Genomic DNA, 23,745 nt, shown 5'->3' with positions numbered 1-23,745 from the left:
GCGGCAGTGATCGTCGCAAATGGGTGGGGCTCTCATTGATCATTTGACATGATGCGCCCATGGGCGAGCGTTCAAGTTCCATTGCATTTGGCACCCCTGACGGTGTGACCGAGGGTGACTGGTTTAAGGGGCATGCGGAGCTCCACGCCAAGGGAGTTCATCGCTTCAGCGGTCGTGGGATCTCCGGGGTCGAGAAGACGGGTGCTGACTCGATCGTTCTCTCCGGCGGATACGTGGATGATCGCGATGAAGGCGACGTGATCATCTATACGGGAGAAGGGGGGCGCGATCGAGATTCAGGCAGGATGGTCGCCGATCAGTCTGTCGGGGAGAGAGGTAACGCTGCGCTCGTTGTCTCGCAAGCCATGGGGTATCCCGTGCGAGTGATCGAGGGACTGGGGGTTACAACAGGCAAGCGCCGGCGAGCGACTAAGGGCTACGTGTATCGCGGGCTCTTTCGTGTGGCGGATCACTGGCTGATGGTTGGGCAGGAAGGTTTCCGCATATGCCAGTTCAAGTTGCTCAAGATTACGTCTGAGCAGCTTCCGCATCCTCAGTCAGTGGACCCGTTGGCGGGTGCAGAGACGACCTTCGAGGAGCAGGCGCGTCGCTACATCTCGCAAGATCGGCTTGTGCGAGACTCCAAGGTCGTTAGCGATGTGAAGAAGCTTCACAACAACACCTGCCAGATCTGTAGCTCGCGGCTGATTGTCTCCCCAGAGGGCGAGGCGTACAGCGAAGCAGCGCACATACAGGCCGTTGGCAAGCCGCATTTCGGTGACGACCGGATTGAGAACGTTCTCTGCCTGTGCCCTAACTGCCATGCCCTGTTCGACCGGGGGGCGCTGCAGCTGACTGACGAGCTCAACGTGATCGATGGACTCACTGGGCAGTTCCGTGCGGCGCTTGCGCGGGTCAAGGGCCATAACATTGGCGTCGAATTCGCGCGCAAGCACCGGGAACGCTGGGCGGGAAGGCTCCTTTAGGACTCTCCTATCCCCCGTGGCACTCCGCGTACGGCTTGGCCGAGGTGCACCAGCAGGGGGAGGTGGGGGTGGGGGGCCAGGGGGTGGCTTTGCCGCGGGCTGCCAGGGTCGTCGCGTATTCCGGGAGGAGGGACGGGGAGGCCGGGGAGGTCTTCTCGGATGCCGCGAACGCCTCGTACGAGGGGACGCTGGCCGTGACGATGCCCAGGTTCGTGGTGCCCGAGGCGGCCAGGGCGCGCAGGGACGTCTCGATGTGCGTGAGGTGGGCCTCGTGGGAGGGGTATTCCGCCGTGAGGGTCGGGTAGCTGGTCAGGAGCTCGGCCAGTTCCCGCTGGGGCCAGTGCAGGATGGCCACCGGGAACGGGCGGGAGAGGGCCGCGCGGCGGTCGCCCAGTTCGGCGCGGAGGCGGGCGATCTCGGCGCGGAGCTCGGCCGGGTCGTCGGAGCCGAGGGCCCAGATGCGCTTGGGGTCGTGGAGCTCGTCCAGCGGGATCGGGCCGACGTGGCGGGTGTCGGCGACCATGTCCCAGTCGTCGTGCGGGAGTCCGAGGAGGCGGCGGACCCGGTGACGGCCCGTCAGGAGGGCCGTGGTGGCCGGGGTGAGGGGCGTGCTCTCGGTGATCAGGAGAGTGGCCGCCTGGGTGAAGCACTCCTCCGAGGCGGTCAACTCGTCGTGTGCTTCGAGGGCTTCCGCGATGACCTCCCAGGGTGCCGGGTCCGCGGGGGCCGCCGCACGGATCCCCTGGATGAGGGCGCGGGCCTCGGGCTCGTGGCCGTACTCCCACAGGTTTGCGGCCTGGAGCGCCTTGATCAGGTGCGGGTCGGCGGGTGAGGAGGCGAGGAGCTGGTCGTACAGCGCGCTGGCGCGGTCCCGGGCGTCACCCAGTTCGAGGTGGGCCGCGGCCTGGAGGAGCAAGGGCTCCTGGTCCTCGGGGTAACGGGTCGCCGTGCGGATGAGGCGCTCGGCTTCGGCGATGTGCTCGGCAGGCGTGTCAGGGCGCATGGTTCACACCGTACTGCCGCTGGTCTGTTGGCGGGGGAGGACTTAAGGTGCGGGCCGTGCGGGATCACATGCGTGTGGTGGTGCAAGGGGGTGGCCGGCGGGGGCGGCGCGCCGGTCTCGCCGGGGTGCTGTGGGGCGTCGCCGAACTGACCGTCACCGTGGGCGTGGTGGTGTTGTTGCTGGTGGTGCACCAGGTGTGGTGGACCAACCGGCAGGCCCTGGCCGCCGCGCACGAGCAGGTCCGGGAGCTGGAGCGGGACTGGACCGCCTCCCCTTCCGATTCCTCTCCCTCTCCCTCTCCCTCTCCCTCATCCGCCTCCGTCTCCGCCGGTTCGGCGTCGGCTCCCTCTGCGTCTCCTTCTCCGCGCCCTTCCTCCGCGAGCCCCGCCAAGCCGCCGCCGGCGCCTGCGCGGGAGTCGGCGTACGGGGTCCTGCGGATCCCGCGGCTCGGTGTCGTCGTGCCCGTTGCGCAGGGGGTCGACAAGCGGGCCGTGCTGGACAAGGGGTACGTCGGGCACTACCCCGGGACCGCGCAGCCCGGAGCGGAGGGGAACTTCGCGCTCGCCGGGCACCGCAACACCCACGGCGAGCCGTTCCGGTACATCAACCGCCTGCGGGCCGGGGACGAGCTGATCGTCGACGTACGGGGGCAGAGGTACACGTACGTGGTGGGGAAGGTTCTGGCGGAGACCGGCGAGCGGGACACCGGGGTGATCGCGCCCGTGCCGCGCAGTACCGTCCGGCCGGAGTACGGGTACAGCGAGCCCGGCGCGTACATCACGCTCACCACCTGCACGCCCGAGTACACCTCCAAATATCGGCTCGTGGTGTGGGGAACCTTGAGGCGATAACCCGCGTTCTTCTCTTTGTTGAGTACGGATCTTGGGAGGGGGCACCGCATGGCTCGGCATGATCGTGGGCGACTGCTGATGCCCCTGTTGATGTCCCTGCTCCTGTTTCCGGGGATTCTCGGGTTCCTCGGTGCGTTCGCCGGGGAGGGCGGGCTGGGCGCCGTCGTGGTCGCCCTCGCGACCACCGTCGCCGTGGGCGCCGCGGCCCTCGCAGCCCGCCTGGTACGGCCCGTGCCGCCGCACCGCATACGCACCGCGATCCGCGATCGCGAGCAGCGCACGGCGTTCCTGCCGCAGCGCGATCCCGATGCCTCCGGCCGGTCGCGGCCCAGGGCGCCCGGCCGGCCCGTCCCGACGGCCGCGTAGGGGCGCGCAGTACTCGCAGACGCGCAGTGCTTCCGAGTTCTTCCTTTCCTTTCCTTGCTGTCGTGCCCCTCGTGGGTCGTCGCGCCGAAATGCAGTTCTTTCGACGTTCGACGAGACCCTTCGGAGGGCCCGCGTGTCCGTATTCACTCATCTTGTTGCCGAGCTGGGCCGGCTCCTGGAGCCCGTACTGGCCGAGTCGGCCACCGCTGCCGCGATCGTCCTGTTCACCGTGCTCGTGCGGCTCGCCCTGCATCCGCTGAACCGGGCCGCGTTCCGCGGGGCGACCCCGGTGGCCGGCTGCCTGCCGGTGCTGCTCCAGCTGCCGGTGTTCTTCCTCATGTACCGGGCTTTCTCCTCGTCCGGCGAGCTGCTGGACCACCGGCTGTTCGCCGCCCCGCTCGGGGCCCGGTGGAGCGATGCCCTCGGGGAGGGCGGCCTCCTCGGGGCGCAGGGGCTGGTCTTCCTCGGGCTGTTCGCGGCCATCGCGGCGGTCGCCGCGTGGAGCGCCGTACGAGGGCGGCGGGCCGCCGCCGGGGCGCCGGTCCTCCAGCCGAAAGGCGAGCCCGGCGTCGCCGCCGAGGTGAGCGCCGAGCGGCGGGAGACGCTGCGCAAGCTGGGCGGCGTACTGCCCCTGCTGTCGTTCGGGACGCTGGTCACGGCGGCCGTGGTGCCGCTGGCCGCAGGGCTGTACCTGGTGACCACCACCGCATGGTCCGTGGCGGAGCGGGCCTGGCTCCAGCACCGCAAGGAGCGGCAGGCAGGGAAGCTCGTGCGTTCCAGTCCGTGAACAGGGTCTTGCGGATCGGTCGGGCATCTTGGAGGATCAACCAAATTCTCCGATGGCCGCAACCCATCGGCAGGCCCGGGCACGCCCTGGGCCGACCACTCACGACCACGGGAGAATGCCCATGAAGCTGCTGCGTGTCGGACCGGTCGGAGCGGAGCGCCCCGCCCTGCTCGACCAGGACGGAATCCTGCGCGACCTCTCCGGCCTGATCACGGATGTGGACGGCGCCCTGCTCGCCGACGACTCCGTGCTGTCCCGGGTGCGGGATGCGGCGGCGTCCGGCGGGCTTCCGGTCCTGGACGCGGAAGGCCTGCGGATCGGTGCGCCGGTCGGCCGGATCGGCAAGATCGTGGGCATCGGGCTGAACTACTTCGGGCACGCGGCCGAGATCGGTGCCGAGCCGCCGGCCGAGCCCATCCTGTTCCTCAAGGCCGCGGACACCGTGGCCGGCCCGGACGACACCGTGCTGATCCCGCGCGGCAGCGTGAAGACCGACTGGGAGGCCGAGCTCGGCGTCGTCGTCGGCAGCACCGCCCGCTACCTGTCCTCCGCCGCGGAGGGCCTGGCCCACGTGGGCGGATACACGCTGGTCAACGACGTCTCGGAGCGCGAGTTCCAGATCGAGCGCGGCGGCACCTGGGACAAGGGCAAGAACTGCGAGACGTTCACCCCGCTGGGCCCGTGGCTGGTCACCGCCGAGGAGGTCGGGGACCCGCAGGCCCTGGACGTGAAGCTGTGGGTCAACGGCGAGCTCAGGCAGGACGGCAACACCGCCGACCAGATCTTCCCGGTCGGCGAGGTCGTCCGGTACCTGAGCCAGTTCATGACCCTGTACCCGGGCGACGTCATCGTCACCGGCACCCCGGCGGGCGTGGCCATGGGCCAGCCGGAGCCGAAGCCGTACCTGCGGGCCGGCGACGTCGTGGAACTGGAGATCGAGGGGCTCGGCCGCCAGCGCCAGGAGTTCAAGGGCGCGTAACGGCGGGCGGTACGGACGAGGGGGCGGACCGTCCAGGGCGGTCCGCCCCCTCGTCCCGTACGGGTGGGTGCGTACGCGGCGCAGCTCAGCGCTGCCCGGCCGCGATCCGGTGGCGCCGGTCTGCCGGACGCCGCCCTCGTCCCGGGCCGCAGGTCACAGGCTGACGGTGACCCCGTCCCGGGACGACGTCCGCGCGGCCTCCAGCACGGCCAGGCACTGCGCCGCCTCGTGCGCGGTGACCGGCGCCGGGCCGCCCTCGCGCAGGGCCGCCGCCACCGCCGCGTAGTACGCGGGGTAGTCGCCCGGCACGGTCGGAACCGGGGTCCCGCCGCCGGTCAGCGGGGACTCGCCGGAGCCCACCCGGCCCCACAGGTGCTCGGGCTCCTCGCCCCACGGGGCCTCCCCGCTGCCCGGCCGCTGCCCGTCGCGCAGGGCCGCTTCCTGCGGGTCGAGCCCGTACTTCACGTAGCCCGCGCGGGAGCCCAGTACGCGGAAGCGCGGACCCAGCTGCGCAGTGGTCGCGCTGACGTAGAAGTGGGAGCGGACCCCGCTCGCGTGCGTGACGGCGATGAAGGTGTCGTCGTCCGCCTCGGCGCCGGGGCGGCGCACGTCGGTCTCCGCGTAGACCCGTACGGCCGGACCGAACAGCACCAGTGCCTGGTCGACGACGTGGCTGCCGAGGTCGTACAGCAGGCCGCCGACCTCCTCCGGGGCCCCGGACTCGCGCCAGCCGCCCTTGAGCTGGGGGCGCCACCGCTCGAAACGGGACTCGAAGCGCTGGATCTCGCCGAGTTCGCCGTCGGCGATGAGGCGGCGCAGGGTGAGGAAGTCGTTGTCCCAGCGGCGGTTCTGGAACACGGACAGGAAGGTGCCGGTCTTCTCGGAGAGGGCGGCGAGTTCGCGGGCCTCGGCTGCGGTCGCGGCGAGCGGCTTGTCCACGACGACCGGGATGCCGGCGTTCAGCGCGGCCGTGGCGAACGGGACGTGGGTCTTGTTGGGGGAGGCGACGACGACCAGGCCGACGGCGGGGGTGAGGTCCCAGAGCTCCTGCGCGGAGCTCACGATCCGGACGTCGGGGTACGCCCCGCGCGCGTCCGCCTGCCGGCCGGGGTCGGCGGTGACGACGGTGTCGAGGACCAGCCCGTCGGTGGCCGAGACGAGCGGCGCGTGGAAGACGGAACCGGCCAGTCCGTAGCCGATGAGGCCGACGCGGAGGGGGGTGGTGGTGGCGGTCATGGGCCTACTTTGGCAACAGTGTTGCCTAAGTGCAAGGAGGGTGGACAATGGAGAGGTGGACTGGGAGAGCAAGGGCAACGGAAGCGGCGTGAACCTACCGGCGCTGCGCGGGCACAACGACGCGCTGGTGCTCGGCCTGCTGCGCGAGGCGGGCGTCGAAGGCCTCAGCCGCGCCGACCTCGCGGCCCTCACACGTCTCACCCCGCAGGCCGTCAGCAAGATCGCGGCTCGGCTGCGGACGGAGGGGCTGGTCGCCGAAGCCGGGCGCGGTGCGTCCACCGGGGGCAAGCCGCGGACGCTGCTCCGGCTGGCCTCGGGTGCCCGGCACGCCGTCGGCGTCCACGCGGACCGTGACGAGCTGCGGGCGGTATGGGTGGACCTCGCGGGCACCGTCGTCGAACGGTTCCGAGGCCCCCTGGACTTCAGGGCCGGACCGGAGGTCGCTGCGGAGGAGGTCGCAAACGCCGTGTTCCGGCTGTGCGGGGAGGCGGGGACGCGGTCCCTGCTGGGCGTGGGCGTCGCCGCGCCGGGGCCGCTGGACTGGCAGGCCGGCGTACTGGGGCGGGTGACGGGACACCCCGACTGGGAGGGGTTCCCGCTGCGGCAGGCGGTGGCGGAGCGGCTCGGACCCGACGCCCCGCCGGTGGTGCTGGACAAGGACACCAACGCGGGCGCCGCCGCCCCCGGCCGCCGGGCCTTCGGAACCTCGCTCTACCTGCACCTGAGCACCGGCTTGGGGGCCGGGCTCCGGCTCAACGGAGAGGTCTACCGGGGGGAGCGGTCCGCGGCCGGGGAGTTCGGACACCAGGTTCTGAGCCTGGACGGCCCGCTCTGCCGGTGCGGAGGCCACGGCTGCGCGGAGGTGCTCTGCCTCGCGGCGGTGGACCGCGGCGACCTCCCGGAGGCGGCGCGGATCCTGGGCGAGGGCGCTGCGAACGTGGTCGCGCTGCTGGACGTGGACCGGGTGTGGCTCGGGGGACGGGTGGTGGACTCCGCCCCGGAGGTCTTCACGGAGGGCGTCCGCCGCGTCCTGGCGGCCCGCACCCTGGGCGGCCCGATTCCGGAGGTCGAGGCGTCCGAGGACGGCGTCGCCGAGGGCGCGGCGGAACTGGCCCTGGCCCCGCTGTTCGGCCGCGTGCGCTGAGGCTCCACCGCCCGACCCGACGTCATGCAAGAAGCCGGCCCTGCGTGTTGGGGTTGAGCCGGTGCTGCGGCTGAGGGGCGCGCGGTGCCGGCGCCGGTGTCGGTGCCGCCCGGTGGTTGGTGCGTCGCCCGCGGCGAGCCCGTGGGGGCGTCGGCGGTGGCCCGGCTCGGTGGCCCGGCTCGGTGGCCCGGCTCGGTGGCCCGGCTCGGTGAGCCGGCTCGGTGGGCCGATCAGGCGTAAAGCGCGGGACTCGGGCGCGGCAGGGGTCGGGGTGATGCGGGGGCGTGGGAGGGTGCGGGGAGGCCGGGGTGATTGTCGCCTCGTCCGACCATCCTCCCGTCCGGCGAGCAGCGAAGGGTCTTCCATGCGACTGCGCAAAGCCCTTGCCCTTTCCGCAGTCCTGGCCGCCCTCGCCGCGCCGCACGCGGCCGCGGACGTGGGCAACGGCGGCGCCCGACCGGCGCCGGCGCTGCCGTCCCGGATGGAGGCCACCTGCGGCGACGGGAAGAGCAGTGCCTTCCCCATCGGCGCGCGGATCCGCGGCGGGCCGGCTGTGTACCGGACCGGCGGCGGGCCGCAGACCTGGCTCCTGGACCTCACGAACACGACGAACTCCGAGTGCACCGCCATCCACCCCGTCGTGGTGTTCACGGACAAGGACCGCGCGCTGCTGCCCGCCCACTTCCGGATGGAGTTCGAGGCCCCCGGGGGGACGTTCCCCGTCAGCTTCGAACGCAGCGACCGCGACGAGATCATCGCCGTTTTCGACGGGGGCGAGGCCTTCTCCGGCTTCGCCGTGCGGGCCGGCGGCACCCTGACCGTCAAGGTCGGTCTGGCGTTCGCCCCCGACACGCCCCCCGGCGAGGTCGTCGCCGACGCCGCCCTCGTCCAGCGCCGGGGCGACGACGGCGACTGGGTCGGCGAGTCCGGTGGCTACCGGTTCTCCGTCGAGGGCCCCGAGGAGACCGGCTCGCTCGCGCACACCGGGCCCGGCGGCTGGATGTACGGCGCCGGCGAGGCGGGCGTCCTCGCGCACACCGGGCCCCGCGGCTGGATGTACGGCGCCGGCGCGGCGGGTGCCCTGGCCTGCGGCGCCGGGCTCCTGCTGGCGGCCCGGCGGCTGCGGACTCCCGCGCGCTGATCTCCGTACATCCGGCCCGCGTACAGTCCGAGGGTGGAAGAACAGAACCGGCACCACCGCCCCGGCTCGCCCGTCCGATCCGGTATCCCGGAGCACGGCCGCATCCCCAAGTACTACGCCGTCAAGGCCCGGATCGCGGACCTGATCGACGACCTCGGCGAGGGCGGCCTGCTGCCCACCGAGCGCGATCTCGCCGAGCGGTACGAGGTGTCCCGGGAGACCGTGCGGCAGGCCCTGCGCGAGCTCCTGCTGGAGGGCCGGCTCCGCCGCTCCGGCCGCGGTACGGTCGTCGCCGGCCCGAAGCTCGAACAGCCCCTGTCGCTGGCGAGCTACACCGAGGGCGTACGCCGCCAGGGCCGCCGGCCCGGCCGCAATCTCATCGGGCTGGAGCGGTTCTCCTGCCCGTCCGAGCTGGCCCCCGGCATCGGCGCCGAGCCCGGCGAGCCCGTCTGGCACCTGGAGCGCGTCCTGCTCGCCGACGACGAGCGGGTGGGCCTGGAGAGCACGTACATCCGGGTGGCGCGGGCGCCCCGGCTGGACACCGAGTTCCAGCCGGACTCCTCCTTCTACGGCTACCTCCTCGACCGGCTCGGCATCTCGTTCGGGGACGCCGACGAGAAGCTGGAGACCGTCCTCGCGACCCCCCGCGAGGCCCTGCTGATCGGCACCCCGCCCGCCCTCCCCATGCTGCTCATCCACCGCTTCTCGCGGGACCGGGACGGGCGCCCCCTGGAGCGGGTGCGTTCGCTCTACCGTGGCGACCGGTTCAGCTTCACGGCCCACCTGCGGCCCGAATAGCCCCGAGCAGATCGCCGCCAAGATGGCGAAAAGGGGCATGAGCGCATCACGATAAGGTAACGGGTCTAGTCCGAGTGTCGAGGGCTGTTCACCGTCCCGTTGCCGCTCCGATCCCCCCGGTCCACGGGCCGCGACGACCGTGGACCGCGTGAGAGTCATAGTCGTCGGAGGCGGCGTGGTCGGCACCATGCACGCCTGGCAAGCAGTCCAACGCGGCCACGAGGTCGTCCAGATCGAGCGAGAAGCGGAGGCCCGCGGCGCATCGTTGCGCAATTTCGGCCAGATCTGGGTCAGCGGACGGGCCGGGGGCGAGGAGCTGGAGACCGCCCTGCGCGCCCGTGAGCTCTGGGAGCGGATCGGCGCGGAGGTGCCCGGCCTGGGCTTCCGCGCGATCGGCTCCCTCACTCCGGTCCGCACTGCCCGCGAGTACGCCGTCGCCGAGGCGGCCGCCGCCCGCCCCGACGCCGCCGCCCGGGGCTACGAACTGGTCACCGCCGCGGAGGCGCGGAAGATCAACCCCGCCCTGCGCGGAACCTTCGAGGCCGCCCTGTGGTGCGAGCGGGACGCGGCCGTCGAGCCGCGCACCGCCCAGCTCCACCTGCGCGAGGCCCTCCGGGCGACCGGCCGGTACACCTTCCTGCCCGGACGGGAGGTGCGCGAGGTCGTCGGGAACGGCGCCGTCCGCGACGACCACGGCGACGTCCACCAGGGCGACGCCGTCATCCTGGCCACCGGCGCCTGGCTGTCCGGACTGGTCCGCGAGCTGGCGCCCGACCTGCCCGTACGCCGCGTCCGGCTGCAGATGATGCAGACCGCCCCCCTCGGCGAGCCGCTCACCACCTCCATCGCGGACGCCGACAGCTTCCGCTACTACCCCGCGTACCGGAGCCACGCCCTCGACGCCCTCAACGCCGGGCAGCCGCAGGCGCCGGTCGCCGCCGCGCACAGGATGCAGCTGCTCATGGTCCAGCGCCAGGACGGCGGACTGACCATCGGCGACACCCACGAGTACGAGCACCCCTTCGCGTTCGACACGCTCGAAGACCCGTACGACCACCTGACCGAGGTGGTCGAATCCTTCCTGGGCCGCCCGCTGCCGAAGATCAGGCACCGCTGGGCGGGCGTGTACGCGCAGTGCACCGACACCACCCGCGTCGTCCACCGCCAGCAGGTTGCCGACGGCGTCTGGCTGGTGACCGGACCCGGCGGCCGGGGGATGACCTGCTCGCCCGCCATGGCCGAGACCACCGCGAACGAACTGGGCTGGTAGAGAAGATGAGCGACACCGACACCGACACCGACAGCAACAGCAGGCGCGACCGCCGCAACCTGGTCGTCCTCGACATGGCCGGCACCACCGTCGCCGACGGCGGCCTCGTCGAGCGCGCCTTCGAGCGCGCCGCCGAACGCCTCGGCGTCGAGCCCGGCACCGCCGACCACGACGCCAAGCTCCGGTACGTCCGCGACACCATGGGCGAGTCGAAGATCTCCGTCTTCCGCCACCTCTTCGGCGCGGAGGAGCTCGCCCGGCGCGCCAACTCCGCCTTCGAGGAGGCGTACGGCGACCTCGTCGACAGCGGGCTCATCGCTCCGGTCCCCGGCGCCCGCGAGGCCATCGAGAAGCTCCGCGCCGACGGCCGCACCGTCGTCTTGACCACCGGCTTCGCCCGCGTCACCCAGGACGCCATCCTCGACGCCCTCGGCTGGCAGGGCCTGGCCGACCTCACCCTCTGCCCCGCCGACGCGGGCGGCCGCGGCCGCCCGTACCCCGACATGGTCCTCGTCGCGTTCCTGCGCACCGGCGCCGTCGACGACGTACGGGACGTCGTGGTCGCGGGCGACACCGCGTACGACATGCTCGGCGGCCGCCGCTCCGGCGCCGGGACCGTGGCCGGAGTCCTGACCGGCGCCCACGACCTCGCGGCGCTCACCGCACACGGCGCGACCCACGTCCTCGGCTCGGTCGCCGAACTGCCCTCGCTCCTGCTGGAGTCGCCGTGAGCGGCATCCGCTTCGAGGCGGTGTCCGTCGCGTACGGCGGCAACACCGTGCTGGACCGGCTCGACCTGACCGTCGAGCCGGGCGAGGTCATGGCACTGCTCGGCCCCTCCGGATCGGGCAAGACCACGGCGCTGCGCGCGGTCGCCGGCTTCGTACGGCCTGCCGCGGGCCGGGTACTGATCGGCGGCCGGGACGTCACCGCCCTCCCGCCGCACAAGCGCGGCATCGGCATGGTCGTCCAGCAGTACGCGCTCTTCCCGCACATGCGGGTGGAACAGAACGTGGCGTTCGGCCTCAAGGCGCAGAAGGCCCCCAGGGCCGAGATCCCGGGGCGCGTCGCCGAAGCCCTGGAGATGACCGGGATGGCGGCGTACGCCAGGCGCCACCCGCGCGAGCTCTCCGGCGGGCAACAGCAGCGCGTGGCGATCGCCCGCGCGCTGGCGATCCGGCCCGGGGTGCTCCTGCTCGACGAGCCGCTGTCCGCGCTCGATGCGCAGCTGCGCTCCGGAATGCTCGCCGAACTGGCCCGGCTGCACCGCGAACTGCCCGACGTATCGATTCTGTACGTCACGCACGACCAGGTGGAGGCGCTGACGCTCGCCGACCGGATCGCGGTCATGGACAAGGCCCGGCTCCAGGACTGCGGCACCCCGCAGGAGCTGTACCGGGCGCCGCGCACCGAGTTCACCGCCTCCTTCGTCGGCAACGCCAACCTGCTGCCGGTGACCGTCGCCGACTCCGGGGCGCTCTTCGCGGGCCGGGAGCTGGAGCTGGACCGCGGGCGGGCCGTGCCGGGCGCGAGCGCGACCCTGTGCGTACGGCCGCACCTGCTCGGCCTCGGGGACGGCCCCAACGCCCTGGCCGGCACGATCACCGAGGTGCAGTGGCGGGGCTCGACCCACCGGCTGTACGTCGACGTCGGCGGCCACCGCGTCAAGGCGGACCTGCCGGAGCTGCGCGAGACGCCCGCGCCGGGCGACAAGGTGACACTGCACTTCGAACCGCGCGACGCGGTCCTGCTGTCGGCGGGGGTGTCCGATGGCTGAGGCCACGCCGCCGGCCGCTGCCGTGGCAACTGCACCGCCGGATGCGGAGCCCGGTCGCCCGGCCGGAACCGGGCCTGCGGTCGTGCCGGTCGTGCCGGCCGTGCCGGCCGTCAAGGCCGGGGCGGCACAGGGCCGGGGCCGCTCGCTGCGGCTGCCGCGCGGGGGGATCTGGGCTGTGCCGCCCGTGGCCTTGCTCGCGCTGGTCTTCCTCTATCCCCTCGCGCTGGTCGTCCAGCAGTCCCTCACTCCCGAGAACGGCGGCGGAGCCTTCGACGCGTACGCCTCCGTCTTCCGCTCCCGCGCCTTCCGCGAGGCGCTCGGGACCACGGTCTGGCTGGCCGCCGGCGCCACCGCCGGCTGCCTCGTCCTCGGCTTCGTGCTCGCGCTGGTCATCGCGTTCGTCCCGTTCCCCGGGGCCCGCGGTGTCGCGAAGTTCATCGACGTGTTCCTCTCCTTCCCCTCCTTCCTCATCACCCTCGCCCTTCTCTTCATCTACGGCACGGTCGGCATGGCCAACGGGCTCTGGACCGACGTGACCGGCACCGCGGAGGGGCCGTTCCACTTCCTCACCACCCCCTGGGGCGTACTGCTCGCGGAGATCACGTACTTCACGCCCTTCGTGATGCGCCCGCTGCTGGCCGCCTTCTCCCAACTCGACACCGCGCAGCTGGAGGTGGCATCCTCGCTCGGCGCGAAGCCCGCCCGGATCATTCGGCGGGTGATCCTCCCCGAAGCGCTCCCGGCGCTCGCCGCCGGCGGCAGCCTCGTCCTGGTCATGTGCCTCAACGAGTTCGGGATCGTCCTGTTCACCGGCGCCAAGGACGTCACCACGCTCCCGATGCTCGTCTACGGCAAGGCGATCCTCGAATCCGACTACGCGGCCGCCTGCGTGGTCGCCGTCGTCAACATCGCGATATCCGTCGGCCTGTTCGGCCTCTACCGGGTGGTGAGCAAGCGTGCTGGTGCATAGCAGGACCGGCCGCTGGGCCGCCTGGGCCCTGTTCGGCCTCCTCTTCCTGCCCCTCTTCGCCCTGCCCCTGCTCGTCGTGGTGGCCGCGTCGTTCTCCACCCACTGGTCCGGCGCCTTCCCCTCCGGCCCGACGACCGGGAACTACGCCTCCGCCGTCCAGGGGGAATCCCTCCAGGCGCTGACCACCTCGCTGGTCACCGCCCTCGCGGCCAGCCTGCTCGCGCTCACCGTCGGCACCTGGGCCGCGCTGGCCGCAGCCGGGCTGAAACGGCACGGAAAGCGCTCCTTGGACGCCCTGTTCATGCTGCCCGTCGCCGTGCCGTCCGTGGTCGTCGGCCTCGCCGTCCTGGTCGCCTTCAGCAAGCCCCCGCTGCTGCTCAACGGCACCAGCTCAATCGTGATCCTGGCGCACACGATTCTTGTCACGGCGTTCGCCCACCAGTCGGTTTCGGCCGCCATGGTTCGTCTCGACCCCGCGTACGAGCAGGCGGCGGCCTCCCTGGGCGCCCGTCCCGCGTACGTGCTGTGGAGGGTCAAGCTGCCCCTGCTGCTGCCGTCCCTCACGGCGGCCGCCGGACTCTGCTTCGCCCTGTCCATGGGCGAGCTGAGCGCCACGATGATGCTGTACCCGCCGGACTGGACGCCCCTCCCCGTCCGGATCTTCACAGCCACCGACCGCGGTTCGCTCTTCGGCGGCTCCGCCGTCGCCGTGGTCCTGATGGCCGCCACCCTGCTGGTCCTCCTGGCCGTCTCACGCATCCGCACCAGAGCCACGTACCGCTGACTCCCTTTCCCCGTGAGGAAGTTCCATGTCCAGAAACCGCATGCTGCTGCGCGTCACCGCCTCCGCAACCGGCAGCCTCGCCCTCGCCGCCGGCCTCACCGCCTGCGGCGGATCGTCCTCCTCCACCGACTCCAAGGGCGGCGGCGAGAAGATCGTCACCGTCTACAGCGCCGACGGCCTCAAGAGTGACAAGGGCGACGGCTGGTACGACAAGGTCTTCGCCGACTTCACGAAGAAGACCGGCATCGAGGTCAAGTACGTCGAGGGCGGCTCGGGCGAGATGGTGCAGCGTGCCGTCCGCGAGAAGACCAACACCCAGGCCGACGTACTGGTCACCCTGCCGCCGTTCATCCAGCAGGCGGACGGCAAGGGCCTGCTCCAGGCCTACAAGCCGCAGGGTTCGGACAAGGTCAACGGGGCGGACAAGGCCGCCGACGGCAAGTGGACCTCGGTCGTCAACAACTACTTCGGCTTCGTCTACAACAAGAAGGAGCTCGCCGAGGCGCCCGAGACCTGGGAGGAGCTGCTGGACGCCAAGTACAAGGGCAAGCTCCAGTACTCGACCCCGGGCGTCGCGGGCGACGGCACCGCCGTCCTCGTCAAGTCGATGCACGACTTCGGCGGCAAGGAGCCGGCGATGGAGTACCTGAAGAAGCTCCAGGCCAACAATGTCGGCCCGTCCTCCTCCACCAGCAAGCTCGCGCCGAAGACCGACAAGGGCGAGCTGCTCGTCGCCAACGGCGACGTCCAGATGAACTTCGCACAGTCCAAGTCCATGCCGAACCTGGGCATCTGGTTCCCCGCCAAGGACGGCGGCAAGCCGACCACCTTCGCCCTGCCGTACGCCGCCGGCCTGGTGGACAGGGCCCCGCACACCGAGAACGGCAGGAAGCTCCTCGACTACCTCCTCAGCGAGGACGCCCAGAAGCTGGTCAGCGCGGTCGGCGGCGGCTTCCCGGCGCGCACCGACGTCAAGCCGACCGACGCCAACGCCGTCGAGCTCACCAAGCTGATGACCGGCGTCGAGGTCTTCGAGCCGGACTGGGCCGACATCGACAAGAACCTCGCCGGCCACGTCGACGCGTGGAAGTCGGCAACCGGCAGCTGACCGGTTGCACGGACCGTCGACGACGTCAAGATCGGCTGATCCGGCCCCGCGGTCCGGGCTGTGGACGCCGAAAGCGTCCACGGCCCGGCCCCGATAGGGTCGTACAGACCAGCGGTCACAGGTCAGAGGGTCACGGCCACCGAGAGCGGAGAACAGTCCAGTGGCAGAGCGCAAGCCGATCGAATCCTGGCTCACCGACATGGACGGGGTCCTCATCCACGAGGGCACCCCGATCCCCGGCGCCGATGCCTTCATCAAGCGGCTGCGCGAATCCGGCAAGCCCTTCCTGGTCCTGACCAACAACTCCATCTACACCCCCCGCGACCTCCAGGCCCGGCTGTCCCGCATGGGGCTCGACGTCCCCGTCGAGAACATCTGGACCTCGGCGCTGGCCACCGCCAAGTTCCTCGACGACCAGCGCCCGGGCGGCACCGCGTACGTCATAGGCGAGGCCGGCCTGACCACCGCCCTGCACGACATCGGCTACATCCTGACCGACCACGAGCCCGACTACGTGGTCCTCGGTGAGACCCGGACGTACAGCTTCGAGGCGATGACCAAGGCGGTGCGCCTGATCAACGCGGGCGCCCGCTTCATCTGCACCAACCCCGACGAGACCGGCCCCTCCACCGAGGGCCCGCTGCCCGCCACCGGCGCCGTCGCCGCACTGATCACCAAGGCGACCGGCAAGCAGCCGTACTTCGCCGGCAAGCCCAACCCGCTGATGATGCGGACCGGCCTGAACGCCATCGGCGCGCACTCCGAGAGCAGCGCGATGATCGGCGACCGGATGGACACCGACGTCCTGGCCGGGCTTGAGGCGGGGATGCAGACCTTCCTCGTACTGACCGGACTGACCTCCGTCGAGGACACCGAGAAGTTCCCGTACCGCCCGACCAAGACCGTCGACTCCATCGCTGACCTGGTCGATCTCGTCTGATCCGAACGGGTCAAGCGCGTGGCGCTCCGGATGCGGAGCGCCGCCGCGCGCGTGAATCTCCTTGATGAGGAGGTTCACCATGCGCAGTGCTCTGATCGCTCTCCGTGCCACCGGGGTGGCCGTCGCCCTGACGGCCGTGACCGCCGTGTCCTCGCCCACCGCCCTGGCGGGCGAGGAGAACCGCAGCGGCGTCACGGTCGATCCGCACCAGGCCGAGCTGGGCGCGCAGGTCAAGCTGCGCGTCCGCGGCTGCGAGGACAAATGGGCGTCCGCCAGGTCCGCGGTCTTCGTGTCGGAGGTCCACCTGTCGTCCGGGCACGACGGGGACAAGTCCCTGTCGGGCGACGCGATGGTCGGCTCGCACGCCCAACCCGGCCGGCACGAGATCCGGGTGAAGTGCGACGGAGGCGAGGACCGCGTACGCGGCTCCATCGAGGTCGTCCGCCGCCGCGACGACCACGAAAAGGACCGGGACCGGGATCGCGACCGCGACCGGCCGAACCCCCACCAGTCGCCCGTCCGGCCGGTCCACGCGGGCGGCGGCGGCATGTCCGCCGAACTCGCCGAGACGGCCCGGGCGGCCCAGGCCCGGGACCAGGTCGCGGCGGCCGAGAAGAACCACGGAGGTGACGGCCCCGGCCTCCCGCACACCGTGGTCGGTGCCGTGCTCGCCGCCGCGGCCACCCTGGCCGTCGCGTTCCGGGCACTGACCCTGCGCCGGCGCCGCAGCGGCGAGTGAGGGCCCGCCGGTGACGGGCTCGGGGGAGCCGAAGTCCTCCGGCGGCGGGCGGCTGCTGACCTTCGCCGCGTGGTCCGTACTGGTGCTCGGCCTGTGGTTGTGGGGCCGCGAGATCACCGGCGTCCCGCCGAGCCCGTCAGCCGGGATGGCCGGAGAGTCGGCGATCCCGGTTCCCGGGCTGCCCGCCGCGCACGCCCCGCTGGCGGCGTCCGTGCCCGCACGGGTCGACGTGCCGTCGCTGGGCATCCGGGCCCCGGTGATCTCCCGGGGTCTGGACGCCCGAGGCGCGATCGAGCCGCCGCCGTTCGAGCTTTCCGGCACGGTGGGCTGGTGGGGCGGCGGCGCCAAGCCTGGCGAGGCCGGCGCCGCGCTGATGGTCGGGCACGTGGACACGGTGTCGAAGCCGGCGGTGTTCTTCGGCCTGAGCTCGGCGCAGCCGGGCGGCAAGGTCCGGGTGCTCCGGACGGACGGATCGGTCGCCGAGTTCACGATCGATGACGTACGGGTCTACGAGCGCGCGCGCTTCGACGCGCACCGGGCGTACGGCCCGCGGATCGCGGGCCGGGCCGAACTGCGCCTGGTGACCTGCGGGGGCACGTACGACAAGGCGGCCAAGGAGTACACGGCGAACGTGGTGGTCTCGGCCTATCTGACGGGAATGAGCGCCGGTGCCGGTGTCGGTGCCGGAACAGGAGCCGGAGCGGGGGCGGGAGTCCGGCCCGGCGCGGCGGCGTGAGGCGACGCGCGCACGGTCGCGCGCACCTGGCCCCGCCGCCGGCCGGTCCGGCCCTCGACCGCGCGGGCGCGTCCGGACCGCGGGAGGAGTCCGGGACCCGGCGCGGGAGACCCGCCCGCCGCTCTAGGGCCGGAGGGCATGACGAAGAAGCCCCTCGCAGCTTTCGCTACGAGGGGCTTCCCCTTGTCTGTGCGCCGCCAGGGACTCGAACCCCGGACCCGCTGATTAAGAGTCAGCTGCTCTAACCAACTGAGCTAGCGGCGCTTGCTGACAGGGAAAACTCTACCCCACCTCCAGCCGTGCTCGTGACCAGCCGCGCCCGGCTTATCCGATTAGCTCACGTTTGAGGGGTTTATCGTGCACGATATGTCTGGGCCGAGCCGAATCTGACGCCCCGACAGATGAATGGCCCGCCGGACCAGCGACGAGCAGGGGAGTGGACGGAACCGCATGACGATCCAGCCTCCGATGCGTGTGCAGATGCCTGCATCGATGCCGATGCCCGTTTTCGAGGAGTACGAGCCCGCAGTCGACTGTGTCTGCCCGGGCTGCGCGCACCGCCGTCGGGCTCTCGCCCGCGCGCGGGCCATACCGCTTCGTGACGGGGGCCACCCGGCCGCCCGCGGGGCCCGCCGGGCGCTGGTGCTGGCCGCCGCGGCGGGCGTGGCCCTGGGCGGCGGATCGGCCGCACTGGCGGCGGCCATCCCCGTGCCCGGCTCGGAGCCGGTCTCCCTCGACGGCCCGGGCTCTGTCGACGGCTCGGGATCCGCCGACGGGCCCGGCTCCCCACAGGGCGGCCGGTCCCCGCTGCACGGCCGTCCGGCACCGGCGAAACCGGCGGGTGCGCCCGGGGCGCCGTCGGCGATCAAGCGGATCGACCGGACGTCGATCATCAACCGGGCGAAGCTGTGGCTCGACGCGCAGGTCCCGTACAGCATGTCCGCGTACTGGTCCGACGGCTACCGGCAGGACTGCTCCGGCTTCGTCTCGATGGCCTGGAACCTTGGTACGAACGAGTGGACCGGGAGCCTCGACAAATTCGCCACCAAGATCACCAAGGAGGAGCTGCTGCCGGGGGACATGCTGCTCTTCCACAACCCGGCCGACCCCAACAACGGCTCGCACGTCACCCTCTTCGGAGGATGGGTCGACGAGACGCGCACGCACTACATCGCCTACGAGCAGACGCGCCCGATCACGCGGAAGCAGGCCACCCCCTACGGCTACTGGAACAACGCGACGAAGTACCTCCCGTACCGGTTCAACGGGGTGACGGGCATCACCGAGGACCCGGCGACCGACCCGAAGCAGGCGGTCCCGACCGTCTTCCCCGGCGCCTCGCAGTTCGGCCCGGGCGCGAACAACGAGCACGTCGCCCAGCTGGCCCGGATGCTGATCGACCGGGGCGGCCGCCGCTTCTACCCCAAGGGGGCGAGCACGGTGTGGAGCGACGCCGACCGGCTGGCCACCCAGGCGTTCCAGAGCGCCCAGGACTGGACGGGCGCGGACGCCGACGGGATCCCGGGCGCGCACACCTGGCAGCTGCTGGTCGAACACAAGGGCAATGACATCTGGCCGACGGTGGACGCCGCGCCGGGCCCCGCCGGGGTGCCGGCCCTGCGCGGCCCTGCCGGGGTGCCGGCCCTGCGCGATCCTGCCGGGGTGCCGGCCCGGCCCGGCCCTGCCCGGGTGCGGGCCCTGCGTGGCCCTGCCGGGGTGCGGGCCCTGCGTGGCCCTGCCGGGGTGCCGGCCCGGCCCGGCCCCGCCGGGGTGCGGGCCCTGCGCGACCCCGCCGGGCTGCCGGCCTATCCGGGCCTTTCGGTGTTCCGCCCAGGGTCCTCCCACCCGCTCATCACCGCCCTTGGCCGCCAGCTGGTGAAGAAGGGCTTCGGCAAGAACTACCCATCCGGCCCGGGGCCCGCCTGGAGCGAGGCCGACCGCCGCAGCGTCGAGGCCTTCCAGCGCGCCCAGGGCTGGCGCGGAGCCTCGGCCGACGGCTATCCGGGCCCGGAGACCTGGCGCCGGCTGTTCGCATGACGGAGGCAAACATGTACCCCACGCGCACCACCTCGACGACGGGCACCTTCCGCGTGCCCCCGGCGGCAGCCGTGCCCCCGATCGCCCCGCTGCCCCCGCAGGCCCCGGTCCTGCGGGGCACGGGGGAGCTGTACGCGGCCCCGGCACGGGTCTCGACCGAGCCCGCCCCGGCATCCCCGCTCCCGCACGCGGCCCGGACAGGGCCCGCGCTCCCGTACGCGGTTCAGGCCGGTCCGGAGTCCGGGCCCGCCCCCGAGCCCGCGCTGGCGTACGCGGCTCAGGCCGGGCCCGCGATCGAGCCCGAGGCCGCTGTGACCCCGCCGCTGTACGCGGTTCAGGCTGGTCCGGAGTCGGGACCGGCCCCCGAGCCTGCGCTGGTGTATGCGGTTCAGGCCGGGCCCGCGATCGAGCCCGAGGCCGCTGCGGTCCCGCTGGCGTACGTGGTTCAGGCTGGTCCGGAGTCCGGGCCCGCCCCCGAGCCTGCGCTGCCGTACGCGGTTCAGGCCGGTCCGGAGTCCGGGCCCGCCCCCGAGCCTGCGCTGCCGTACGCGGTTCAGGCCGGTCCGGAGTCCGGGCCCGCCCCCGAGTCCGTGCCGGCGTATGCGGCTCAGGCCGGGCCCGCGGTCGAGGCTGCTGCGGCGGATCCCGCCGAGCCGGACCGGCCGGCCGGGCGGGCCTGGGTCACCGGTATCCCGGCCAGGCTGCTGGCCGTACCCCGCGAGGTCGCCCTGCCGCACGGCCGCCCGGCGGCGGACACCGCCTGGAGCGAGGTCCGGCCGGCCCGGATCCGGGTCGAGCCCGAGCCGGTGCACACGCCGGCCGGGGCCGTCGAGCGCGCCGAGTCGGGCGGGAGCCCGTACGGCCAGGAGCCCGATCCCCTGGTCTGCGTACCGGCCCCGGCGGTTCAGGGCCTCGACATCCCGCACCCGGCGCACGACGAGGCGTCGCACTCGGGCACGGCCACCCTGCGCCTGCGGGGCTTCGACGGCGCGGGTCCCGGGTACGCACCCCCGCCCCCGCACGGCCAGGTCTGGCCGCCGGCCGGCCCCGAAGCGGATGCCGGTGCCGGTGCCGGTGCCGGTGCCGGTGCCGTTGCCGGGCCGGTGGCGGACGGCCCCGCGCACCGGTACGGCGAGGGGTGGCCGCCCGCCGGGCCCCGGACCGCCCCCGCGCCCGCGGCCCACGGCCCCGCGCACCCGCAGGGCGAAACCGGGCCCGCAGTCCTGCACTTCCCGCAGCCGCACGCCGGTGCCGACGCCGACGCCGACGCCGACGCCGGTGCCGAGGCCGTCCGCGCCGACCCTCCGGCGGGCCCGGCCGAGCCCCCGCCCACCGGGGTGCCCGGCCCGGTCGCCGACATCGTCGCGCAGGCCGTGGCCCGCGGGATGGCCCGCGGCGCGGACAGCGGGGCGGAGCACGAGGGGGAGGACGCCCAGGACCTGCCCCGCCTCGCGCCGGTCCGCGGGGCCGCGGTCACCGAGGTGCCGGTGCGCCTCCCGTTCCTCGGGGAGGCCCGGGCCCAGACCGCGGCCCGGGCCGGAACCCTGTCCGAAATCCCGGCCGGACCCCGGGCCGGCGCACGAGCCCCGGATCCGGCCGACTCCCACGGCCCCGCCGCCGCGCCATGGGCCCGCGCACCCCGCCCCGCCCCCGGGCGCAGGGTTCCGCGCGGCGACGACCGGCTCCGGGAGCACCGCGGACCACTGCTGCCCGGCTGGGTCGGCGTGGGCGTCGGCGGGCTCGCCCTCGCCGGCTGCCTGGCGGTGCTCTGGCGGGCCGGAGCGGTCCCCGCGGTCTTCGTGGCCGCCTTCGGCGCGACGCCGCGCGCCTACCAGGGGCTCCGCGCCACCCACTGGCCCCCGCTCGCCTTCCTCGGCATCGTCGCGCTGCTCGCGCTCGGCGGACTGGGCCGCGTCAAGGCCGGCCACGCCTGGGTGCTCACCCTCTTCGGCCGCTACCGCGGCACGGTCCGCCGTACCGGGCTCACCTGGGTCAGTCCGCTCCTGCTGCGCCGCCGCGTCGACGTCCGGCTGCGACACTGGCGCAGCGATCCCATGCCGGCCGTGGACTCCGGCGGCCTGGCCCTGCAGGTCGTCGTCCAGGTCGTCTGGCAGGTCAAGGACACCGCCCGGGCCATCCTCGCCGTCGAGGACCACACCGAGTACCTGGCCGAGCAGGTCGAATCGGCGATGGCCCGGGTCCTGTCCCAGTTGCCCGCCGACGCCTTCCACGAGGACGCCCCGACGCTGCGCGACGCCGAAGCCGTCGGCGACGCCCTGACCCGGACGCTGGCGACCGAGACCGAGGCAGCCGGCATCGAGGTGTACTCGGCCCAGCCGACCCGGATCGAATACGCCCCCGAGGTTGCCGAGGCCATGCGGCGGCGCCGGGTCGCGGCCATCGACGCCAAGCACCGGGACACGGTGCTGACCTCGGTCGTGGACGCGGTCGACGACACGGTCCACCGGCTGACCTCGCGCGGGCTGGTCGAGCTCGACGACTACGAGCGCAAGGCCCTCGTGAAGGACCTCACCGTCGCCTTCTACACGGGGCGTCCGGAGTAGGGGGGCACCGCGAAGGCGGAAACCGATGAGCGAACGGGTGGCCGGAATCGACCGGGCCACCCGTTCTCTCATTGGTCTGGACATGGCCAACTCCCGTCAATAACCTGGTACTTGGTCTAGACCTGATCCCCGTATGTGCGCACGCTCTCGTCGAACTCCCCCCACGTTCAAGGAGCATCATGCGTCCTGTCCGCATGCCCGTTCACCTGCCCAGACGAGCCGGCGCCGCCGCGCTCGGCCTCGGTGTCGTCGCCGGCCTCGCACTGCTCACCGCCCCCACCGCGAGCAGCCACGGCTATACCGACACCCCCATCAGCCGCCAGAAGCTCTGCGCCAACAAGACCGTCTCCGACTGCGGCCCGATCCAGTGGGAGCCGCAGAGCGTCGAGGGCTACAAGGGCTTCCCGGCCGCCGGTCCGGCCGACGGGCAGATATGTTCCGGCGGCCACAGCGAGTTCGCGCAGCTCGACGACCCGCGCGGCGGCGCCTGGCCCACCACCAAGGTGACCGCCGGGCAGAGCTACGGCTTCCGGTGGCAGTTCACCGCCAACCACTCCACCACCGACTTCAAGTACTACGTCACCAGGAACGGCTGGGACCCCGCCAAGCCCCTCACCCGCGCCGCCCTCGAATCCCAGCCCTTCCTCACCGTCGCCTACAACGGCGCCCGGCCCGCCATGACCACCGTCCACCAGGGCACCATGCCGAGCGGCAAGACCGGCCGGCACATGATCCTGGCCGTCTGGACGGTCAACGACACCCCCATGGCCTTCTACTCCTGCTCCGACGTTCAGTTCTGACGGAACGTCAGCTACCCTCCCGCGGCATGCGGACGACACCCGGAACCGTCGCGGAGCTCATCGCAGGCCAATGGGGCGACCACCGGCCGGGGCTGAAGCACGGCGGCAGCACGCACACCGCCGTCCTCAGCCGCCACCGGACCGCCCAGGAGGCCGCCGCGCGCGCCGCGCTGCTCGTCGACCTGCTGCCGCCGGACGCCGAACCGCACGTCGGGGTGCTGCTCGACAACACCCCCGAGTTCCCGTTCTGGCTCGGCGCGGCGGCCCTCGCCGGGGCCGCCGTCGCCGGGATCAACCCCACCCGGCGCGGACCCGAGCTGGCGCGTGACATCCTGCACACCGACTGCCGGATCCTGGGTGGATTCAACTGATCGTTGCAACACCTCGTGGTGGAGGTGGAGTGATGGGTGTCGGTCCGCAACAGCGGAGGGTTCGTAAGTACCGGGGCCAGATGCCGTCGCCGGGCCGGCCGACGGTCGCCTGGCGTGAGGACCGAGTCCGGTTTTGGGCGGCGATCGCCCGGGGAGTCCGGACGGACGAAGCGGCGGCTGAGGCTGGGGTGTCGCCCGCGGTCGGGGCTCGTTGGTTCCGCCACGCTGGAGGCGTGGGACCAAACCTTTCACCATCGGTGTCGGGGCGCTACCTGTCGTTCCCGGAACGCGAGGACATCGCCATTTGGCAGGCTCAGGACCTTGGCGTCCGTGAGATCGCGCGCCGGCTGGGACGGTC

The 23,745-nt window shown here is 72.7% G+C and carries 23 protein-coding genes, 1 tRNA gene and 1 pseudogene; 22 read left to right on the top strand and 3 right to left on the bottom strand.

Annotation, left to right across the window (positions count from 1 at the left end; all coding sequences use genetic code 11):
* The first annotated feature begins 59 nt into the window (after positions 1 to 59).
* Entirely contained in the window at positions 60 to 986 is a 927-nt protein-coding gene (locus ABTY04_RS21620) for a YDG/SRA domain-containing protein (protein WP_352214985.1), read from the top strand.
* Positions 987 to 993: 7 nt separating this feature from the next.
* On the opposite strand, the gene ABTY04_RS21615 is transcribed toward ABTY04_RS21620, so the two are convergent.
* On the bottom strand, positions 994 to 1,989 hold the full coding sequence (locus tag ABTY04_RS21615; protein WP_352214984.1) for an SEC-C metal-binding domain-containing protein: 996 nt from the start codon (positions 1,987 to 1,989) through the stop codon (positions 994 to 996).
* A gap of 56 nt (positions 1,990 to 2,045) precedes the next feature.
* On the opposite strand from ABTY04_RS21615, the gene ABTY04_RS21610 reads away from it, so the two are divergent.
* From ABTY04_RS21610 to ABTY04_RS21595, 4 genes are all read left to right on the top strand, one after another.
* Positions 2,046 to 2,840 (top strand): class E sortase, encoded by a 795-nt coding sequence (locus tag ABTY04_RS21610; protein WP_352214983.1) that lies wholly within the window; start codon positions 2,046 to 2,048, stop codon positions 2,838 to 2,840.
* A 90-nt stretch (positions 2,841 to 2,930) separates the two neighbouring features.
* Entirely contained in the window at positions 2,931 to 3,206 is a 276-nt protein-coding gene (locus ABTY04_RS21605) for a DUF6412 domain-containing protein (RefSeq protein ID WP_352214982.1), read from the top strand.
* Positions 3,207 to 3,339: 133 nt separating this feature from the next.
* Entirely contained in the window at positions 3,340 to 3,993 is a 654-nt protein-coding gene (locus ABTY04_RS21600) for a YidC/Oxa1 family membrane protein insertase (protein ID WP_352214981.1), read from the top strand.
* 121 nt (positions 3,994 to 4,114) lie between these two features.
* Positions 4,115 to 4,972, top strand: a complete 858-nt coding sequence (locus ABTY04_RS21595; protein WP_352214980.1) for a fumarylacetoacetate hydrolase family protein — start codon at positions 4,115 to 4,117, stop codon at positions 4,970 to 4,972.
* A gap of 153 nt (positions 4,973 to 5,125) precedes the next feature.
* On the opposite strand, the gene ABTY04_RS21590 is transcribed toward ABTY04_RS21595, so the two are convergent.
* The gene (locus ABTY04_RS21590; protein WP_352214979.1) at positions 5,126 to 6,208 is read right to left on the bottom strand and encodes a Gfo/Idh/MocA family oxidoreductase; all 1,083 of its coding nucleotides are present in this window, start codon (positions 6,206 to 6,208) and stop codon (positions 5,126 to 5,128) included.
* A gap of 40 nt (positions 6,209 to 6,248) precedes the next feature.
* Here ABTY04_RS21590 and ABTY04_RS21585 point away from each other — a divergent pair, with 40 nt between their 5' ends.
* From ABTY04_RS21585 to ABTY04_RS21530, 12 genes are all read left to right on the top strand, one after another.
* The gene (locus ABTY04_RS21585; RefSeq protein WP_352214978.1) at positions 6,249 to 7,352 is read left to right on the top strand and encodes an ROK family transcriptional regulator; all 1,104 of its coding nucleotides are present in this window, start codon (positions 6,249 to 6,251) and stop codon (positions 7,350 to 7,352) included.
* 364 nt (positions 7,353 to 7,716) lie between these two features.
* Positions 7,717 to 8,493 (top strand): hypothetical protein, encoded by a 777-nt coding sequence (locus tag ABTY04_RS21580; protein WP_352214977.1) that lies wholly within the window; start codon positions 7,717 to 7,719, stop codon positions 8,491 to 8,493.
* 33 nt (positions 8,494 to 8,526) lie between these two features.
* On the top strand, positions 8,527 to 9,291 hold the full coding sequence (locus ABTY04_RS21575) for a GntR family transcriptional regulator (protein ID WP_352214976.1): 765 nt from the start codon (positions 8,527 to 8,529) through the stop codon (positions 9,289 to 9,291).
* 148 nt (positions 9,292 to 9,439) lie between these two features.
* The gene (locus ABTY04_RS21570) at positions 9,440 to 10,561 is read left to right on the top strand and encodes a TIGR03364 family FAD-dependent oxidoreductase (RefSeq protein ID WP_352214975.1); all 1,122 of its coding nucleotides are present in this window, start codon (positions 9,440 to 9,442) and stop codon (positions 10,559 to 10,561) included.
* Positions 10,562 to 10,566: 5 nt separating this feature from the next.
* A complete protein-coding gene (locus ABTY04_RS21565; protein ID WP_352214974.1) occupies positions 10,567 to 11,292 on the top strand; it encodes a phosphonatase-like hydrolase in 726 nt (241 codons plus the stop codon).
* On the top strand, positions 11,289 to 12,338 hold the full coding sequence (locus ABTY04_RS21560) for an ABC transporter ATP-binding protein (RefSeq protein ID WP_352214973.1): 1,050 nt from the start codon (positions 11,289 to 11,291) through the stop codon (positions 12,336 to 12,338). The genes ABTY04_RS21565 and ABTY04_RS21560 overlap by 4 nt, the downstream gene beginning before the upstream one ends.
* Entirely contained in the window at positions 12,331 to 13,308 is a 978-nt protein-coding gene (locus tag ABTY04_RS21555; protein WP_502996688.1) for a 2-aminoethylphosphonate ABC transporter permease subunit, read from the top strand. Before ABTY04_RS21560 ends, ABTY04_RS21555 begins: the two co-directional genes overlap by 8 nt.
* Positions 13,295 to 14,092 (top strand): ABC transporter permease, encoded by a 798-nt coding sequence (locus tag ABTY04_RS21550; RefSeq protein WP_352214971.1) that lies wholly within the window; start codon positions 13,295 to 13,297, stop codon positions 14,090 to 14,092. The genes ABTY04_RS21555 and ABTY04_RS21550 overlap by 14 nt, the downstream gene beginning before the upstream one ends.
* A 25-nt stretch (positions 14,093 to 14,117) precedes the next feature.
* On the top strand, positions 14,118 to 15,200 hold the full coding sequence (locus ABTY04_RS21545) for a 2-aminoethylphosphonate ABC transporter substrate-binding protein (RefSeq protein WP_352214970.1): 1,083 nt from the start codon (positions 14,118 to 14,120) through the stop codon (positions 15,198 to 15,200).
* A 160-nt stretch (positions 15,201 to 15,360) separates the two neighbouring features.
* The gene (locus ABTY04_RS21540) at positions 15,361 to 16,140 is read left to right on the top strand and encodes an HAD-IIA family hydrolase (protein WP_352214969.1); all 780 of its coding nucleotides are present in this window, start codon (positions 15,361 to 15,363) and stop codon (positions 16,138 to 16,140) included.
* Between the two features lie 79 nt (positions 16,141 to 16,219).
* On the top strand, positions 16,220 to 16,879 hold the full coding sequence (locus ABTY04_RS21535; RefSeq protein ID WP_352214968.1) for a hypothetical protein: 660 nt from the start codon (positions 16,220 to 16,222) through the stop codon (positions 16,877 to 16,879).
* Positions 16,880 to 16,889: 10 nt separating this feature from the next.
* The gene (locus ABTY04_RS21530; RefSeq protein WP_352214967.1) at positions 16,890 to 17,615 is read left to right on the top strand and encodes a class F sortase; all 726 of its coding nucleotides are present in this window, start codon (positions 16,890 to 16,892) and stop codon (positions 17,613 to 17,615) included.
* A 190-nt stretch (positions 17,616 to 17,805) separates the two neighbouring features.
* On the opposite strand, the gene ABTY04_RS21525 is transcribed toward ABTY04_RS21530, so the two are convergent.
* A tRNA-Lys gene (locus ABTY04_RS21525) sits at positions 17,806 to 17,879 on the bottom strand.
* Positions 17,880 to 18,107: 228 nt separating this feature from the next.
* Between ABTY04_RS21525 and ABTY04_RS21520 the strand changes: the two genes are divergently transcribed.
* From ABTY04_RS21520 to ABTY04_RS21500, 5 genes and pseudogenes are all read left to right on the top strand, one after another.
* Complete coding sequence (locus ABTY04_RS21520; RefSeq protein ID WP_352214966.1) at positions 18,108 to 19,652, top strand: peptidoglycan-binding protein; 1,545 nt, start codon at positions 18,108 to 18,110, stop codon at positions 19,650 to 19,652.
* Positions 19,653 to 19,663: 11 nt separating this feature from the next.
* Positions 19,664 to 22,216: an SPFH domain-containing protein gene (locus tag ABTY04_RS21515; RefSeq protein WP_352214965.1), complete on the top strand. Its 2,553-nt coding sequence runs from the start codon at positions 19,664 to 19,666 to the stop codon at positions 22,214 to 22,216.
* 206 nt (positions 22,217 to 22,422) lie between these two features.
* Positions 22,423 to 23,016 carry a lytic polysaccharide monooxygenase auxiliary activity family 9 protein gene (locus tag ABTY04_RS21510; RefSeq protein ID WP_352215077.1) on the top strand — a complete coding sequence of 198 codons (594 nt, stop codon included), beginning with the start codon at positions 22,423 to 22,425 and terminating at the stop codon, positions 23,014 to 23,016.
* Positions 23,017 to 23,042: 26 nt separating this feature from the next.
* A pseudogene (locus ABTY04_RS21505) lies at positions 23,043 to 23,372 on the top strand (acyl-CoA synthetase); the annotation flags it as partial.
* A gap of 47 nt (positions 23,373 to 23,419) precedes the next feature.
* Positions 23,420 to 23,745: helix-turn-helix domain-containing protein (locus ABTY04_RS21500; RefSeq protein ID WP_352214964.1), on the top strand; the 326-nt coding region annotated here is incomplete at its 3' end.

It is taken from the genome of Streptomyces sp. NPDC097981 (assembly GCF_040302565.1).
Lineage (GTDB): Bacteria > Actinomycetota > Actinomycetes > Streptomycetales > Streptomycetaceae > Streptomyces.
Note: the sequence above shows the minus strand (reverse complement) of the source record. Positions and strands in the feature narration are given on the sequence as shown.

Coding starts and splice junctions, on each gene's coding strand:
- ABTY04_RS21620 (WP_352214985.1), top strand. CDS start 60: ATGGGCGAGCGTTCAAGTTCCATTGCATTTGGCACCCCTGACGGTGTG.
- ABTY04_RS21615 (WP_352214984.1), bottom strand. CDS start 1,989: ATGCGCCCTGACACGCCTGCCGAGCACATCGCCGAAGCCGAGCGCCTC.
- ABTY04_RS21605 (WP_352214982.1), top strand. CDS start 2,931: ATGTCCCTGCTCCTGTTTCCGGGGATTCTCGGGTTCCTCGGTGCGTTC.
- ABTY04_RS21595 (WP_352214980.1), top strand. CDS start 4,115: ATGAAGCTGCTGCGTGTCGGACCGGTCGGAGCGGAGCGCCCCGCCCTG.
- ABTY04_RS21590 (WP_352214979.1), bottom strand. CDS start 6,208: ATGACCGCCACCACCACCCCCCTCCGCGTCGGCCTCATCGGCTACGGA.
- ABTY04_RS21580 (WP_352214977.1), top strand. CDS start 7,717: ATGCGACTGCGCAAAGCCCTTGCCCTTTCCGCAGTCCTGGCCGCCCTC.
- ABTY04_RS21565 (WP_352214974.1), top strand. CDS start 10,567: ATGAGCGACACCGACACCGACACCGACAGCAACAGCAGGCGCGACCGC.
- ABTY04_RS21555 (WP_502996688.1), top strand. CDS start 12,331: ATGGCTGAGGCCACGCCGCCGGCCGCTGCCGTGGCAACTGCACCGCCG.
- ABTY04_RS21545 (WP_352214970.1), top strand. CDS start 14,118: ATGTCCAGAAACCGCATGCTGCTGCGCGTCACCGCCTCCGCAACCGGC.
- ABTY04_RS21535 (WP_352214968.1), top strand. CDS start 16,220: ATGCGCAGTGCTCTGATCGCTCTCCGTGCCACCGGGGTGGCCGTCGCC.
- ABTY04_RS21520 (WP_352214966.1), top strand. CDS start 18,108: ATGCCGATGCCCGTTTTCGAGGAGTACGAGCCCGCAGTCGACTGTGTC.
- ABTY04_RS21515 (WP_352214965.1), top strand. CDS start 19,664: ATGTACCCCACGCGCACCACCTCGACGACGGGCACCTTCCGCGTGCCC.